A 14,962-nucleotide genomic window follows, 5' to 3' on the forward strand; every position below is an offset into this window, starting at 1 on the left:
GATCGCTACGGATGGCCGTCCACCCCTTCGGCCCACACATACAAACGGAAGCGAGACTTCACCACCGTGACTGCTCTGACTCTCAGCACTGCCGGCGCTGCGACGCTGCGCGCCGACGCCCTTGTGGTCGGCGTGGCGAAGGGCCCGAAGGGCCCGGTCGTGGCCTCCGGAGCCGAGGCCGTGGACAAGGCGTACGACGGAAAGCTCTCCGACGTGCTCGACGCGCTCGGCGCCACCGGTGCCGAAGGCGAGACCACCAAGCTGCCGGCGCCTTCGGGCGTCAAGGCCCCGGTCGTGCTGGCGGTCGGGCTCGGCTCCGTCCCCGACAAGGACGAGTCGTTCGACGAGGAGGTGCTGCGCCGCGCCGCCGGCGCCGCCGCCCGCGCGCTGCACGGCAGCAAGAAGGCCGGCTTCGCCCTCCCCCTCGACGACGCCTCCGCCGTCACCGCGGTGGCCGAGGGCGCGCTGCTGGGCTCGTACGCCTTCACCGCCTACCGGGGTGGCGAGAAGAAGGCCGTGAAGGGCGACGGCCCGAAGCTGCCGCTGGCCGAGGTCGCCCTGCTGGGCGCCAAGCCGCGCGACAAGGAGCACAAGGCCGCCGTCGAGCGGGCCACGGTCGTCGCGACCGAGGTCAACATCGCCCGCGACCTGGTCAACACCCCGCCGAACGACCTGACCCCGGAGGCCTTCGCCGCCGTCGCGACCGCGACCGCGAAGGAGAACGGCATCAAGGTCCAGGTCCTCGACGAGAAGGCGCTGACCAAGGGCGGCTTCGGCGGCATCATGGGCGTCGGCAAGGGCTCCGAGAACCCGCCGCGCCTGGTGAGGCTCTCCTACACGCACCCCAAGGCGGAGAAGACCCTGGCCTTCGTCGGCAAGGGCATCACCTACGACTCGGGCGGCATCTCCCTGAAGCCGGCCGGCCACAACGAGACGATGAAGTGCGACATGGCCGGCGCCGCCGCCGTCTTCGCCTCCGTCGTCGCGGCCTCGAAGCTGGGCCTGCGGGTCAACGTCACCGGCTGGCTCGCGCTCGCCGAGAACATGCCGTCGGGCTCGGCCACCAAGCCCGGCGACGTGCTGCGCATGTACAGCGGCAAGACCGTCGAGGTCCTCAACACGGACGCGGAGGGCCGTCTGGTCCTGGGCGACGCGCTGACCAGGGCCTCCGAGGAGAACCCGGACGCGATCGTCGACGTCGCCACCCTGACCGGCGCCATGGTGCTGGCCCTCGGCGACCGCACCTTCGGGATCATGGCGAACGACGACGCCTTCCGCACCTCGATCCACGAGATCGCGGAGGAGGTCGGCGAGTCCTCGTGGCCGATGCCGCTCCCCGCCGAGCTGCGCAAGACCATGGACTCCCCCACCGCCGACATGGCCAACATGGGCGTCCGCATGGGCGGCGGCCTGATCGCCGGCCTGTTCCTGCAGGAGTTCGTCGGCGAGGGCATCACCTGGGCCCACCTGGACATCGCCGGTCCCGCCTTCCACGAGGGCGCGCCCCACGGCTACACCCCCAAGGGCGGCACCGGCTCGGCCGTGCGCACCCTGGTGCGGCTGGCGGAGCGCACCGCCACGGGCGACCTCGGCTGAGGCTCCCCGGCGCACCTGAAGTGACGGCGTCCGTGTGACGCACCCCACCCCGGGCCTTGATCGAACACCGGTCAGGGCCCGGGTGTGTTCTGCTCACAACGAAATCCGTAGGTTTCTACGCAGCGGTAACCCTCACTTCGGACGGAACGACCTGCCACATGCCGGGCCCGGCGTCCCGCGTTCCCCCGACAAATGCGAAGATGGGTTCTCGGCAGGACAGGGCCCCCACCACAGGGCCGAAGAAACAAGCGGCCGTATACCAGCCGCCGCCCGGTCACAGAGGACCGGTGCCCGGCGCACATGCATGGAGGACGTGACGTGGCGAACGACGCCAGCACCGTTTTCGACCTAGTGATCCTCGGCGGTGGCAGTGGCGGTTACGCCGCGGCGCTGCGCGCTTCCCAGCTGGGTCTGGACGTTGCCCTGATCGAGAAGAACAAGCTCGGCGGCACCTGCCTGCACAACGGCTGCATCCCCACGAAGGCTCTGCTGCACGCGGGCGAGATCGCGGACCAGGCCCGCGAAGGCGCCCAGTTCGGCGTGAAGACCACCTTCGAGGGCATCGACATCGCGGGTGTCCACAAGTACAAGGACGAGATCATCGCGGGCCTGTACAAGGGTCTGCAGGGTCTTGTGGCCTCCCGCAAGGTCACCTACATCGAGGGTGAGGGCCGCCTCTCCTCCCCGACTTCCGTCGACGTCAACGGCCAGCGCATCCAGGGCCGCCACGTCCTGCTGGCGACCGGCTCCGTGCCGAAGTCGCTGCCGGGCCTGGAGATCGACGGCAACCGCATCATCTCCTCCGACCACGCGCTGGTCCTGGACCGCGTCCCCGAGTCGGCGATCGTGCTGGGCGGCGGCGTCATCGGCGTCGAGTTCGCCTCCGCGTGGAAGTCCTTCGGTTCCGACGTCACCGTCATCGAGGGCCTCAAGCACCTCGTGCCGGTCGAGGACGAGAACAGCTCGAAGCTGCTGGAGCGCGCGTTCCGCAAGCGCGGCATCAAGTTCAACCTCGGCACCTTCTTCGACAAGGCCGAGTACACCGAGAACGGCGTGCGCGTCACGCTGGCCGACGGCAAGACCTTCGAGGCCGAGGTGCTGCTGGTCGCCGTCGGCCGCGGTCCGGTCTCCCAGGGCCTGGGCTACGAGGAGCAGGGCGTCGCGATGGACCGCGGCTACGTCCTGGTCGACGAGTACATGCAGACCAACGTGCCGACCATCTCGGCCGTCGGTGACCTCGTCCCGACCCTCCAGCTCGCGCACGTCGGCTTCGCCGAGGGCATCCTGGTCGCGGAGCGTCTGGCCGGCCTGAAGGCCGTCCCGATCGACTACGACGGTGTCCCGCGCGTCACCTACTGCCACCCCGAGGTCGCTTCCGTCGGCATCACCGAGGCCAAGGCCAAGGAGATCTACGGCGCGGACAAGGTCGTGGCGCTGAAGTACAACCTTGCGGGCAACGGCAAGAGCAAGATCCTCAAGACCTCGGGCGAGATCAAGCTGGTCCAGGTCAAGGACGGTGCCGTGGTCGGCGTCCACATGGTCGGTGACCGGATGGGCGAGCAGGTCGGCGAGGCCCAGCTGATCTACAACTGGGAAGCCCTGCCGGCCGAGGTCGCGCAGCTCATCCACGCGCACCCGACCCAGAACGAGGCCATGGGCGAGGCCCACCTCGCCCTGGCCGGCAAGCCGCTGCACGCACACGACTGATCGTCACGGGCGCGACGACCACTTCCGCACTTTCGTAAGGAGCAACAGAAACCATGTCGGTTTCCGTAACCCTTCCGGCGCTCGGCGAGAGCGTCACTGAGGGCACTGTCACCCGCTGGCTGAAGGCCGAGGGCGAGCGCGTCGAGGCCGACGAGCCGCTGCTCGAGGTCTCGACCGACAAGGTCGACACCGAGATCCCGTCCCCCGTGTCCGGCATCCTGGCGTCCATCAAGGTCGCCGAGGACGAGACCGTCGAGGTCGGCGCCGAGCTGGCCGTCATCGACGACGGCTCCGGCGCCCCGGCGGCCGCGGCGGCTCCGGCCGCCGAGCCGGCCGCCGCCGAGCCGGCCGCCGCTGCCCCGGCCCCGGTCGCGGAGGCCCCCGCGGCCCCCGCCCCGGTCGCGGAGGCCGCCCCGGCCGCCGCCCCGGCGGCGTCGGGCACCGATGTCGTGCTGCCCGCGCTGGGCGAGTCCGTCACCGAGGGCACCGTCACCCGCTGGCTGAAGCAGGTCGGCGAGTCCGTCGAGGCCGACGAGCCGCTGCTCGAGGTCTCCACGGACAAGGTCGACACCGAGATCCCCGCGCCGGTCGCCGGCACCCTGCTGGAGATCCTGGTCGGCGAGGACGAGACCGCCGAGGTCGGCGCCCGTCTGGCCGTCATCGGTGTCGCGGGCGCCGCTCCGGCCGCCGCCCCGGCTCCGGCCGCTGCCGCCCCGGCTCCGGCTGCTCCGGCCGCCCCGGCCCCCGTCGCCGCCCCGGCCCCGGTCGCCGCCCCGGCCCCGGTCGCCGCCCCGGCCCCGGTCGCCGCCCCGGCCCCGGTCGCCGCTCCGGCTCCGGTCGCCCCGGCCGCTCCCGCCGCCCCGGTCTCCGCCGGTGACGAGGGCGCGTACGTGACCCCGCTGGTGCGCAAGCTCGCCTCGGAGTCCGGCGTCAACCTGAACACGGTCACGGGCACCGGCGTCGGTGGCCGTATCCGCAAGCAGGACGTCCTGGCCGCCGCCGAGGCCGCCAAGGCCGCCGCAGCCCCGGCTCCGGCCGCCGCCCCGGCCGCGGCGAAGGCCCCGGCCGCCGCCGCGGTCTCCGAGCTGCGCGGTCAGACGGTCAAGATGACCCGCATGCGCAAGGTCATCGGCGACAACATGATGAAGGCCCTGCACTCGCAGGCGCAGCTCAGCTCCGTGGTCGAGGTGGACATCACCAAGATCATGAAGCTGCGCGAGCAGGCCAAGGCCGGCTTCCTCGCCCGCGAGGGCGTCAAGCTGTCCCCGATGCCGTTCTTCGTCAAGGCCGCCGCCCAGGCGCTGAAGGCCCACGCGGTCGTCAACGCCCGGATCAACGACGACGAGGGCACCATCACCTACTTCGACTCGGAGAACATCGGCATCGCCGTGGACTCCGAGAAGGGCCTGATGACCCCGGTCATCAAGGGTGCCGGTGACCTCAACCTGGCGGGTATCTCCAAGGCGACCGCCGACCTGGCCGCCAAGGTCCGCGGCAACAAGATCACGCCGGACGAGCTGTCGGGCGCGACCTTCACCATCAGCAACACCGGTTCGCGCGGTGCCCTGTTCGACACGGTCATCGTGCCGCCGAACCAGGTCGCCATCCTGGGCATCGGTGCCACGGTCAAGCGTCCGATGGTCATCGAGACCCCCGAGGGCACCGTCATCGGCGTCCGCGACATGACGTACCTGACCCTGTCCTACGACCACCGTCTGGTGGACGGCGCGGACGCGGCCCGGTACCTCTCGGCCGTCAAGGCCATCCTGGAGGCCGGCGAGTTCGAGGTCGAGCTCGGCCTGTAAGGCCCTGCGCGACGCAGGCTGTCGCATACGGCGCCCCCGCCCGGGCAACTCCCGGGCGGGGGCGCCGTCGTCTTGGCCGGGCGCTCCGGCGGGCCGCCTGTAACCAGCCTCACCCGCAGCCTGCCACCTGGAACGCTTCGTGTTCGCGCGCGCCGCCGTATTGTCTACGCATCAGGCCCCGCACGTTCCTGCACACCCCTCAGGAGTTGAAGCCCAGATGATCACCCCACCCGTCGTGCACTCGCTGCGCGAGCAGATCCGCGAGCACATCGTGGAGGGGATCGTCAGCGGGCGCTGGAAGCCCGGCGAGCGGATCGTCGAGCGCCGCATCGCCGTGGAGCTGGAGGTCAGTCAGACCCCCGTGCGCGAGGCGCTGCGCGAGCTGGAGACGCTGCGGCTGATCGAGTCGGCGCCGAACAAGGGCGTGCGCGTGAGGAACCTGTCGGCCGCGGACCTGGAGGAGATCTACCCGGTCCGGGCGGGCCTGGAGCAGATCGCCGCCGAGCTGGCGGCGCCCCGGCTGGCGGCCGACTGCTCGGCCCTGGAGCCGCACGTGGCGGCCCTGTGGGAGGCCGACCGTACCGAGGACGGCACGGCGCAGGTGCGGCACACGGTGGGCTTCCACCGGGAGCTGGTGCGGGCGGCCGGGAACAGCGTCCTGCTGCACACCTGGGAGAGCCTGGGCATCGAGGTGTTCACGGCCCTGTCCATCCGCTGGCTGGGAACCGTACAGAAGTCCTACGCGGAGGAGCACGAAGCGCTCGTGGAGGCGTTCCGCAATCAGGATCCGGACATCGGCCTGCTCGTGAAGCGGCATGTCCTGGGGTGCGCGCCGCGCGCCTGACGGGCCTTTTTGCCCCGCTTTACCCGGCACCGGGTGCCCGATTTTCTGGCACCGGGTGCCGACTTTTGCCCCACGGACGTTTCTTCGTCACATTTATTTGATCGATCATCGATCAGGGATTTACAGTCGTCGCGGACCTCAACCAGGTCCGACGACCCTGTCCTGCCCGTCAGGGATTTTTTCACCACCTCTCCATTACCCGGAAGGCGGCGCACAGCGATGTCCGACCCCGTAGGAAAGCTTCCGAGCGAGCTCGACCAGCTCCCGGACCGCGACACCGAAGAGACCGCCGAATGGGCGGCCTCTCTCGACGCCGTCGCCAAGGCCGCCGGTACGCGCCGGGCCGAATACCTGCTGCGTCGCACCCTCCAGCACGCCGAGGCCGCCGGCCTCGCGCTCCCCAAGCTGCTGGAGACGGACTACGTCAACACCATCCCCACCTCCGCCGAGCCCGAGTTCCCGGGCGACGAGGAGATGGAAGCCAGGATCACCGCCTGGAACCGCTGGAACGCGGCCGCCATGGTGACCCGCGGCTCCAAGTACGGCGTCGGCGGCCACATCGCCACCTTCGCCTCGGCGGCCTGGCTCTACGAGACCGGCTTCCAGCACTTCTTCCGCGGGAAGGAGGCCGACGGATCGGGCGACCAGCTCTACATCCAGGGCCACGCCTCCCCCGGCATCTACGCCCGCGCCTTCCTCGACGGGCGCGTCTCCGAGCAGCAGCTCGACAACTTCCGCCAGGAGTCCGGCGGCAACGGCCTGCCGTCCTACCCGCACCCGCGGCGCCTGCCGTGGCTGTGGGAGTTCCCCACGGTCTCCATGGGCCTCGGCCCGCTCTCCGCGATCTACCAGGCGCGCTTCAACCGCTACCTGCAGAACCGGAACATCAAGGACACCGCCAACTCGCACGTCTGGGCCTTCCTCGGCGACGGCGAGATGGACGAGCCCGAGTCGACCGCCGCCCTGGCCCTGGCCTCCCGCGAGCAGCTCGACAACCTGACCTTCGTCATCAACTGCAACCTGCAGCGCCTTGACGGTCCGGTCCGCGCCAACTTCCGCGTGGTGCAGGAGCTGGAGGCCCAGTTCCGCGGCGCCGGCTGGAACGTCATCAAGACCCTGTGGGGCTCCGCCTGGGACGAGCTGTTCCAGCTCGACACCACGGGCGCCCTGGTACGCCGCCTGCGCGAGGTACCGGACGCGCAGTTCCAGACGTACGCGACCCGCGACGTGGCCTACATCCGCCAGCACTTCTTCGGCGCGAACGCCGAGCTCACCGCCCTCGGCGGCCTGCTCTCCGACGCGAAGATCGCCGAGTGCTTCCACACCTCCCGCGGCGGCCACGAGCCCCGCAAGGTGTACGCCGCGTACAAGGCCGCCCTGGAGCACAAGGGCGCGCCGACGGTCATCCTCGCGCAGACCGTCAAGGGCTACACGCTGGGTGCCGGGTTCGAGTCGAAGAACGCGAACCACCAGATGAAGAAGCTGACGACCGACGAGTTCAAGGACATGCGTGACCTCCTTGGCCTCCCGATCCCGGACAGCGCCTTCGTCGACGGCAAGGTCCCCTACGGCCACCCGGGCGCGGACAGCCCCGAGGTGCGGTACCTGAACGAGCGCCGCGCGGCCCTCGGCGGCCCCGCCCCGGCCCGCAAGGTCCACCACGTGGCCCTGCCCGCCCCGGCCGACCGCTCCTTCGCCCCGCTCATCAAGGGCTCCGGCAAGCAGGAGATGGCCACCACCATGGCCTTCGTCCGCCTCGTCAAGGACCTGATGCGCGACAAGGAGACCGGCAAGCGCTGGGTCCCGATCGTCCCGGACGAGGCCCGTACCTTCGGCATGGAGTCCCTCTTCCCGTCGGCCGGCATCTACTCGCCGCTGGGCCAGACGTACGAGCCGGTCGACCGCGACCAGCTGATGTACTACAAGGAGGCCAAGGACGGCCAGATCCTCAACGAGGGGATCACCGAGGCCGGCGCCATGGCCGACTTCATCGCCGCCTGCACGTCGTACGCGACGCACGGCGAGCCGATGATCCCGTTCTACATCTTCTACTCGATGTTCGGCTGGCAGCGCACCGCCGACCAGATGTGGCAGCTCGCCGACCAGCTCGGCAAGGGCTTCATCGTCGGCGCCACCGCCGGCCGCACCACGCTGACCGGTGAGGGCCTGCAGCACGCCGACGGCCACTCGCACCTGATCGCGTCCACGAACCCGGCGTCGCTGAACTACGACCCGGCCTTCGCGTACGAGATCGCGGTGATCGTCAAGGACGGTCTGCGCCGGATGTACGGCGAGCAGCCGGAAGACGTCTTCTACTACCTGACGGTCTACAACGAGCCGAAGGTGCAGCCCGCGATGCCCGAGGGCGTCGAGGAGGGCATCGTCAAGGGTCTCTACCGCTTCAACACGGCGGCGGACCTCGCGGAGGCCGCGCCGGCCGCCGACGCCCCGAAGATCCAGCTGATGGCCTCGGGTACGGCGATCCACTGGGTGCTGGAGGCACAGCGTCTGCTCGCCGCCGAGTGGAACGTCTCCGCCGACGTCTGGTCCGCGACCTCGTGGGGCGAGCTGCGCCGCGACGCGCTGGAGTGCGACGAGGCGCTGCTGCGCGGCGAGGTGCGCACCCCGTACGTCACCCGCGCGCTGGAAGGCGCCCAGGGCCCGGTCCTCGCGGTGTCCGACTGGATGCGTCAGGTCCCGGACCAGATCAGCCAGTGGGTCGAGCAGGACTACACCTCGCTGGGCACGGACGGCTTCGGCCTCTCCGACACCCGTGAGGGCGCCCGCCGCCACTTCGGTGTCGACGCCCAGTCGATCGTCGTGGCCGCGCTGGCCCAGCTCGCCCGCCGCGGCGAGGTCCCCGCGTCCTCCGTCAAGGAGGCCCGGGAGCGCTACGGCCTCTGAGTCGTACGGATCCGACCGCGAGGCGGCCCACCCCTTTCCGGGGCGGGCCGCCTCGCGGCGTTCGCGGGCCCCGGGCCCGGGGGTTCGGCCGAGAAGGTGGGACAACCGGCCTTTGGCCGTTCGAGCGGTGGCGGCGCGGGGGCCGACCCGTGATGCTGGACCCGTGATGGACGAGACGGAGTTCTGGGAGATCGTCGACCGTACCCGCGAGGCCGCCGAGGGCGACCCGGAGGAACACGCGGAGCTGCTCGTGGAGCGGCTCGCGCAGCTCGATCCGGACTCCGTCCTGGATTTCGCCCGGCACTTCGAGGCCCGGTACAACCGGGCCTACACCTGGGACCTGTGGGGTGCGGCCTGGGTGCTGCTCGACGGGGCGAGCGACGACGCCTTCGACTACTTCCGCTGCTGGCTGATCGGCCAGGGACGGGAGGTCTTCGAGGGCGCCGTGCACGATCCGGACCAGCTGGCGGAGCTCCTGGGCGACTTCGACGAGGAGATCGACGGGGACGGCGAGGAGCTCGGGTACGCGGCCGACGAGGCGTACGAGCAGCTGACCGGGGCGGTCGCGCCGGACCTCGGCATCCCGGTGCAGCCGGCGGAGCCGGGGGGCGCCCCGCTGGACTTCGAGAACGAAGCCGTGCTCGCGGAGCGCTTCCCCCGGCTCTGGGACCGGTTCAGGCAGTAGCGGCCACCGTGGCCGGGGCGGCCCGGGCGAAGGTCAGTAGTGCGTGCCGCCGTCGATGCGGATCTCCGTGCCGGTGATGAAGGCACCGTCCTCCGAGCCCAGCATGGCGACGACGCCGGCCACGGTCTGCGGGCCGGCGAAGCCCTGTCCGAGGGCCGGGGCGAGCTTGGCGAACAGCGACCAGTCGGTGTCCTCGGGCAGGCCGGGGCCGGTGCCGGTGGTCATGCCGCTCTCGATGGAGCCCGGCGCGACGGACACGAAGCGCAGGCCCTGCTTGCTGTACTCGGCGGCCAGCGCGTGGGTCATGGACTGGATGCCGCCCTTGCTGGCCGCGTAGGCGGACATGTAGGGGTGCGCGAAAGACGCCGAGGTGGAGCTGAAGTTCACCACGACCGGCTGCTCGCCCGCGAGGAGCGCCGGGAGCGACTCGCGGATCATCAGGAAGGTGCCGGTCAGGTTGACCGCGATGACCTTGTTCCAGAAGTCGAGCGAGGTCTGGTGGGTGTGCGAGGAGCGCAGGATGCCCGCCGCGTTGACCAGTACGTCGATGCCGCCGAGCGCGTCGACCGCGGCGGCGACGCCCGCCCTGACCGAGCTTTCGTCGGATATGTCGAGGACGGCGGTGGTCAGCCGGTCGGCGTGACCTCCCCCAGCTACCGCTGGGAGGTGCCCCGCTGCGGCCGCCTGCTCGGCGGTGGTCTTGAGGCCGGCCTCGTTGACGTCCACGGCGTGGACACGTCCGCCCTCCGAGAGGATGCGGTGCACGGTGGCCCGGCCGATGCCGGAGCCACCGCCGGTGATGAGGACGCGACGTCCTTCGTAACGGTTCATCCGGCGAGCGTACCGAATGAATGACACGTTTTGCCAGGATGTCAAAGCATGCAATCGCCGGGACGCGCGAGAGGTAGTCTTCACCCGTGAGATCCCCACGCCCGTACTCCCCCCAGGCCGGTCCCGGAGCCCAGTCGCTGACGGAGCGCCGCAAGGCCGCCACCCAGCTGGACATCGCCCGCGCGGCCTGCGAACTCTTCGCCGAGCGCGGCCCCGACGCCACCACCGCGGAGGACATCGCCCATCACGCGGGTGTGGCGCTGCGCACCTTCTACCGCTACTTCCGCAACAAGCAGGAGGCCGTGGCCCCACTGCTCGCGGGCGGCGGCGACGCGTGGCGCGCACTGCTCGCGGAGGAGGACCCGGGCACCCCCCTCGCGGAGGCCCTGGAGCGGGCGGTCACCCGGGCACTGAGCGACCTGCAGGCCATAGAGGAGGGGCTGGAGGTGACGCGCGGCCTGCTGCGCGCGGCCGCCGGCGACCCGGCCCTGCGGGCGGTCTGGTACCGCGTGAACCAGGAGTCCGAGGAACGCCTGGCCCCGGTGATCGCCCGGCTGGCCGGCGACGGGGCCGACGAGATGGCCGTACGCCTGCTCGCCGCGGCGTCGACGGACGCGATCCGCATCGCCCTGGAACTGTGGTCGGCCACCGACGCCCCGGTCTCGGGGCCCGGCTCCCCCGCCGAACTCGCCGTCCGCTGCCTGCACGAACTGACGGGCGCGATGCCCCTGCTCCACGGAGGCTGAGCAGGGGCATCGCGCCCGTTCGTACGCGGGTCGGGGTCAGGGCCGCTCAGCGGCCACCGCCACCCCAGCCGCCGCCCCCGCCGCCGTCGCCGCCCCCGCCGCCGTTCCAGTTGCCGCCGCCGCCCCCGCCGCCGCCGTTCCAGTTGCCGCCGTCGCCGCCCCCGCCGCCGTTCCAGTTGCCGCCGTCGTTCCAGTGGCCCCCGTCACCGCCGCGGTTCCAGTTGCCGCCGTCGTTCCAGTTGCCGCCGTCGCCACCACGGTTCCAGTTGCCGCCGCTGTTCCAGTTCGCGTCGTACCAGTTGTTGTCGCGCCATCCGGAGTCGTAGTACCAGGTGTTGTCACGCCAGTAGCCGCGGTCGCCGCCGACTCCGGCGGTGTCCCAGCACCAGCTCGGCCGGTCACGCCAGTCGCGGTTGCAGCACCAGTCCCACCTGGCGTCCGAACGGTTGGAGGGGTAGCGCCAGCAGTCGTAACCCCCGTCGCCCCCGCCGCCGCCCGTGAGGGCCGACGCCGAGGCGCTGGCCATCGGAAGCACCCCTATGACGATTCCCGCAGCCCCCGCCATGGCTGCCGCAACGATCCTACGGCGCATTTCCATGCACCTCCGAACATGTCGCTTATCGGGCCTTTAAGGTCATTTCCACCCTCGCCCTGCCCGGCCGGGCTGTCAAAGCGGAAAGGCCCCCCGCCACTCTCCGAACAGAGCGGCGGGGGGCCTTTCACCAGGCACTTTAGATGTCGAAGTACAGCTCGAACTCGTGCGGGTGCGGACGCTGCGCGATCGGGGCGATCTCGTGCGTGCGCTTGTAGTCGATCCAGGTCTCGATCAGGTCCGGGGTGAAGACACCGCCGGCGAGGAGGTACTCGTGGTCCTCCTCCAGCGCCTTGAGGACGTCCTCCAGGCTGGTCGGGACCTGCGGGACGCTCGCGTGCTCGTCGGGCGAGAGCTCGTAGAGGTCCTTGTCGATCGGCTCCATCGGCTCGATCTTGTTCTTGACACCGTCGAGGCCCGCGAGCAGCAGCGCCGAGAAGGCGAGGTACGGGTTGGACGACGGGTCCGGGGCGCGGAACTCGACGCGCTTGGCCTTCGGGTTCGAGCCCGTGATCGGGATGCGCATGGCGGCGGAGCGGTTGCGCTGCGAGTACACCATGTTGACCGGGGCCTCGAAGCCCGGCACCAGGCGGTGGTACGAGTTCACCGTCGGGTTGGTGAAGGCCAGCAGCGACGGGGCGTGCTTCAGGATGCCGCCGATGTAGTAGCGCGCGGTGTCCGACAGGCCCGCGTAACCGGCCTCGTCGTAGAACAGCGGCTCGCCGTTCGCCCACAGCGACTGGTGCACGTGCATGCCCGAGCCGTTGTCACCGAAGATCGGCTTCGGCATGAAGGTCGCGGTCTTGCCGTTGCGCCAGGCGACGTTCTTCACGATGTACTTGAAGAGCATCAGGTCGTCGGCCGCGGCGAGCAGCGTGTTGAACTTGTAGTTGATCTCGGCCTGGCCACCGGTGCCGACCTCGTGGTGCTGACGCTCGACCTGGAGGCCCTGGGCGTCCAGCTCGAGGGAGATCTCGGCGCGCAGGTCGGCGAAGTGGTCGACCGGGGCTACGGGGAAGTAACCACCCTTGTAGCGGACCTTGTAACCACGGTTGTTCTCCTCGGCGCCCGTGTTCCAGGCACCCGCCTCGGAGTCGATGTGGTAGAAGCCCTCGTTCGCGGAGGTCGCGAAGCGCACGCTGTCGAACACGTAGAACTCGGCCTCGGGGCCGAAGAACGCGGTGTCGGCGATACCGGTGGAGGCGAGGTACGCCTCGGCCTTCTTCGCGATGTTGCGCGGGTCGCGGCTGTAGGCCTCACCCGTGATCGGGTCGTGGATGAAGAAGTTGATGTTGAGCGTCTTGTCCTTGCGGAACGGGTCGAGACGCGCGGTGGTGATGTCGGCACGCAGAGCCATGTCGGACTCGTGGATGGCCTGGAAGCCGCGGATCGACGAACCGTCGAAGGCGAGCTCCTCCGCCGGGTCGAATGCCCGAGCCGGGATGGTGAAGTGCTGCATCACACCAGGCAGGTCGCAGAAGCGGACGTCGACGAACTTGACGTCGTTCTCCTCGATGTACTGCTTCACTTCGTCGGCGTTCTGGAACATCCAACTCCTCCTACTCCCACCCCGGGGCAGGGACGGGTTTATAGCTCGTGGTGCGTCAGTGCGGTGCCGCACGCTGACCCGACCATAAGCAGACGGGATTTCTCAAGCATGACCCATTTGTTTCGCTCAAGTTAACCAGGGTCCGCTCGGAGTCCCGTGGAGCACCACCGGTACCGTGGTCGGGTGGACAACAGGCAAGCAATCGGATCCTGGCTCTCCGGCCCCCGCGCGGCCGCCGAGGAGATGGGCGTCGACTTCGGCCATCCGGGCCAGCGGCTCGGACTGCCGCAGGACGGCCCCGGCTCGGCGGCGCGGTTCGGGCGCAGGCTGGGCGCCGTGGCCATCGACTGGGCCGGCTGCCAGCTCATCGCATACGGGCTCATCACGGGCGGCGACCTGACGGCGGCGGGCAACTGGACCCTGGCCCTGTTCGTCGCCCTGAGCATCCTGACGATCGGCAGCGTGGGCTTCACCCCCGGCAAGCGCCTCCTGGGCCTGCGGGTCGTCTCGGAGAGCGGCGGCCGCCTCGGCCTCGGCCGGGTGGTCCTGCGCACGCTGCTGCTGGCCGTGGTCATCCCCGCGCTGATCTGGGACCGCGACGGCCGCGGCCTCCACGACCGCCTGGCCCGCGCGGTCCAGGTACGGATCTGACGTTCGGAGTACGGGACAGGGGCGCCCCCCGGACCTCGCGGTTCGGGGGGCGCCCCTGTCTCGTATACGAAAATCAGGTCAGCGGGTCAGCGGGCTCAGCGCGGTCGCTGGCCCTTCATGCCGCGCCCGGGGATCGGACCCTTCGGGAGGGGCATGTTCGACATGAGGTCGCCCATCGCCCGCAGCTTGTCGTTGACCTCGGTGATCTGGGGGCCGGACAGGACGCGCGGGAGCTTGAGCAGGGTGGTACGCACCTTCTTCAGGGGCACCTCGTTCTCGCCCGTGCCCACGATGAAGTCGTGCACCGGCACGTCGGGCATGATGCGGGCCATCTTCTTCTTCTCGTTCGCGAGAAGGAGCTTCACCCGGTTCGGGTTGCCCTCGCCGATCAGCACGACGCCGGCCTTGCCGACGGCCCGGTGGACGATGTCCTGGTTCTTGTTCATCGCGATGGCGGGGGTGGTCGTCCAGCCCCGGCCCACGTTGTCCAGCACGGCCGCGGCCGCTCCCGGCTGGCCTTCCATCTGCCCGAAGGCAGCCGCCTCGGCCCGTCGTCCGAAGACGATCGCCATCGCGAGGAACGCCACCAGGAAGCCCAGGATGCCCAGGTAGACCGGAGCGTCGATCAGGAAGCCGATCGCGAGAAAGACACCGAAGGTGACGATTCCCACGCCCGCGACAATGAGACCGACCTTCGGGTCGGCCTTGCGCGTCATCTTGTACGTCAGGGCGATCTGCTTCAGTCGCCCGGGGTTCGCAGCAGTCTCTGCGTTTGACTTCCTCGCCATACAGCGAAGTTTACGTGGCCTGCGGAGTCCGGGTCGCCGCGGCCTCAAGTACGTGTTCGGTTTCGACGCGGTCCTTGGCCCGGCGCCGGTCCTCCAGGACCGCCGTCCAGGCGTTGCGGCGGGCGCCGCTCATCAGCAGCGATTCGAGGCCCCGGAAGGCGTCGGACAGGGTCGGGATGGCGATGGCGCGTACGGGCGCGGCCTGCATGATGTCGATCCCTTTCACGGTGCCGGTGTGTGCGGTGCGTGGATCCAGCGTCACTG

At 70.3% G+C, this 14,962-nt stretch carries 13 protein-coding genes; 8 read left to right on the plus strand and 5 right to left on the minus strand.

Annotation, left to right across the window (positions count from 1 at the left end; translation table 11 throughout):
• The first annotated feature begins 66 nt into the window (after positions 1 to 66).
• From ACZ6Y1_RS16015 to ACZ6Y1_RS16040, 6 genes are all read left to right on the plus strand, one after another.
• A complete protein-coding gene (locus ACZ6Y1_RS16015; protein ID WP_469628710.1) occupies positions 67 to 1,596 on the plus strand; it encodes a leucyl aminopeptidase in 1,530 nt (509 codons plus the stop codon).
• A gap of 318 nt (positions 1,597 to 1,914) precedes the next feature.
• Complete coding sequence (lpdA, locus tag ACZ6Y1_RS16020; protein WP_365168130.1) at positions 1,915 to 3,303, plus strand: dihydrolipoyl dehydrogenase; 1,389 nt, start codon at positions 1,915 to 1,917, stop codon at positions 3,301 to 3,303.
• 53 nt (positions 3,304 to 3,356) lie between these two features.
• On the plus strand, positions 3,357 to 5,108 hold the full coding sequence (sucB, locus tag ACZ6Y1_RS16025) for a 2-oxoglutarate dehydrogenase, E2 component, dihydrolipoamide succinyltransferase (protein WP_469628714.1): 1,752 nt from the start codon (positions 3,357 to 3,359) through the stop codon (positions 5,106 to 5,108).
• A 220-nt stretch (positions 5,109 to 5,328) separates the two neighbouring features.
• Complete coding sequence (locus ACZ6Y1_RS16030; protein WP_469629117.1) at positions 5,329 to 5,952, plus strand: GntR family transcriptional regulator; 624 nt, start codon at positions 5,329 to 5,331, stop codon at positions 5,950 to 5,952.
• Positions 5,953 to 6,171: 219 nt separating this feature from the next.
• On the plus strand, positions 6,172 to 8,856 hold the full coding sequence (gene aceE / locus ACZ6Y1_RS16035) for a pyruvate dehydrogenase (acetyl-transferring), homodimeric type (RefSeq protein ID WP_469628717.1): 2,685 nt from the start codon (positions 6,172 to 6,174) through the stop codon (positions 8,854 to 8,856).
• A 166-nt stretch (positions 8,857 to 9,022) separates the two neighbouring features.
• The gene (locus ACZ6Y1_RS16040) at positions 9,023 to 9,541 is read left to right on the plus strand and encodes a DUF4240 domain-containing protein (RefSeq protein ID WP_469629120.1); all 519 of its coding nucleotides are present in this window, start codon (positions 9,023 to 9,025) and stop codon (positions 9,539 to 9,541) included.
• 33 nt (positions 9,542 to 9,574) lie between these two features.
• On the opposite strand, the gene ACZ6Y1_RS16045 is transcribed toward ACZ6Y1_RS16040, so the two are convergent.
• Positions 9,575 to 10,372, minus strand: a complete 798-nt coding sequence (locus ACZ6Y1_RS16045) for an SDR family NAD(P)-dependent oxidoreductase (RefSeq protein WP_469628720.1) — start codon at positions 10,370 to 10,372, stop codon at positions 9,575 to 9,577.
• Between the two features lie 86 nt (positions 10,373 to 10,458).
• Here ACZ6Y1_RS16045 and ACZ6Y1_RS16050 point away from each other — a divergent pair, with 86 nt between their 5' ends.
• Positions 10,459 to 11,118 carry a TetR family transcriptional regulator gene (locus tag ACZ6Y1_RS16050; protein ID WP_469628724.1) on the plus strand — a complete coding sequence of 220 codons (660 nt, stop codon included), beginning with the start codon at positions 10,459 to 10,461 and terminating at the stop codon, positions 11,116 to 11,118.
• A 46-nt stretch (positions 11,119 to 11,164) separates the two neighbouring features.
• Here ACZ6Y1_RS16050 and ACZ6Y1_RS16055 read toward each other — a convergent pair whose 3' ends face one another.
• Positions 11,165 to 11,644, minus strand: coding sequence for a hypothetical protein (locus ACZ6Y1_RS16055; RefSeq protein WP_469628727.1), 480 nt, complete (start codon positions 11,642 to 11,644; stop codon positions 11,165 to 11,167).
• 205 nt (positions 11,645 to 11,849) lie between these two features.
• Positions 11,850 to 13,259, minus strand: coding sequence for a type I glutamate--ammonia ligase (gene glnA, locus ACZ6Y1_RS16060; protein WP_469628730.1), 1,410 nt, complete (start codon positions 13,257 to 13,259; stop codon positions 11,850 to 11,852).
• A 183-nt stretch (positions 13,260 to 13,442) separates the two neighbouring features.
• Here glnA and ACZ6Y1_RS16065 point away from each other — a divergent pair, with 183 nt between their 5' ends.
• On the plus strand, positions 13,443 to 13,910 hold the full coding sequence (locus tag ACZ6Y1_RS16065; RefSeq protein ID WP_469628733.1) for an RDD family protein: 468 nt from the start codon (positions 13,443 to 13,445) through the stop codon (positions 13,908 to 13,910).
• A 95-nt stretch (positions 13,911 to 14,005) separates the two neighbouring features.
• Here ACZ6Y1_RS16065 and ACZ6Y1_RS16070 read toward each other — a convergent pair whose 3' ends face one another.
• Positions 14,006 to 14,698 (minus strand): DUF4191 domain-containing protein, encoded by a 693-nt coding sequence (locus tag ACZ6Y1_RS16070; protein ID WP_469628735.1) that lies wholly within the window; start codon positions 14,696 to 14,698, stop codon positions 14,006 to 14,008.
• Positions 14,699 to 14,708: 10 nt separating this feature from the next.
• Positions 14,709 to 14,906, minus strand: coding sequence for an SCO2195 family GlnR-regulated protein (locus ACZ6Y1_RS16075; protein WP_376661931.1), 198 nt, complete (start codon positions 14,904 to 14,906; stop codon positions 14,709 to 14,711).
• Positions 14,907 to 14,962: the final 56 nt, after the last annotated feature.

It is taken from the genome of Streptomyces sp. NPDC053432 (assembly GCF_055585365.1).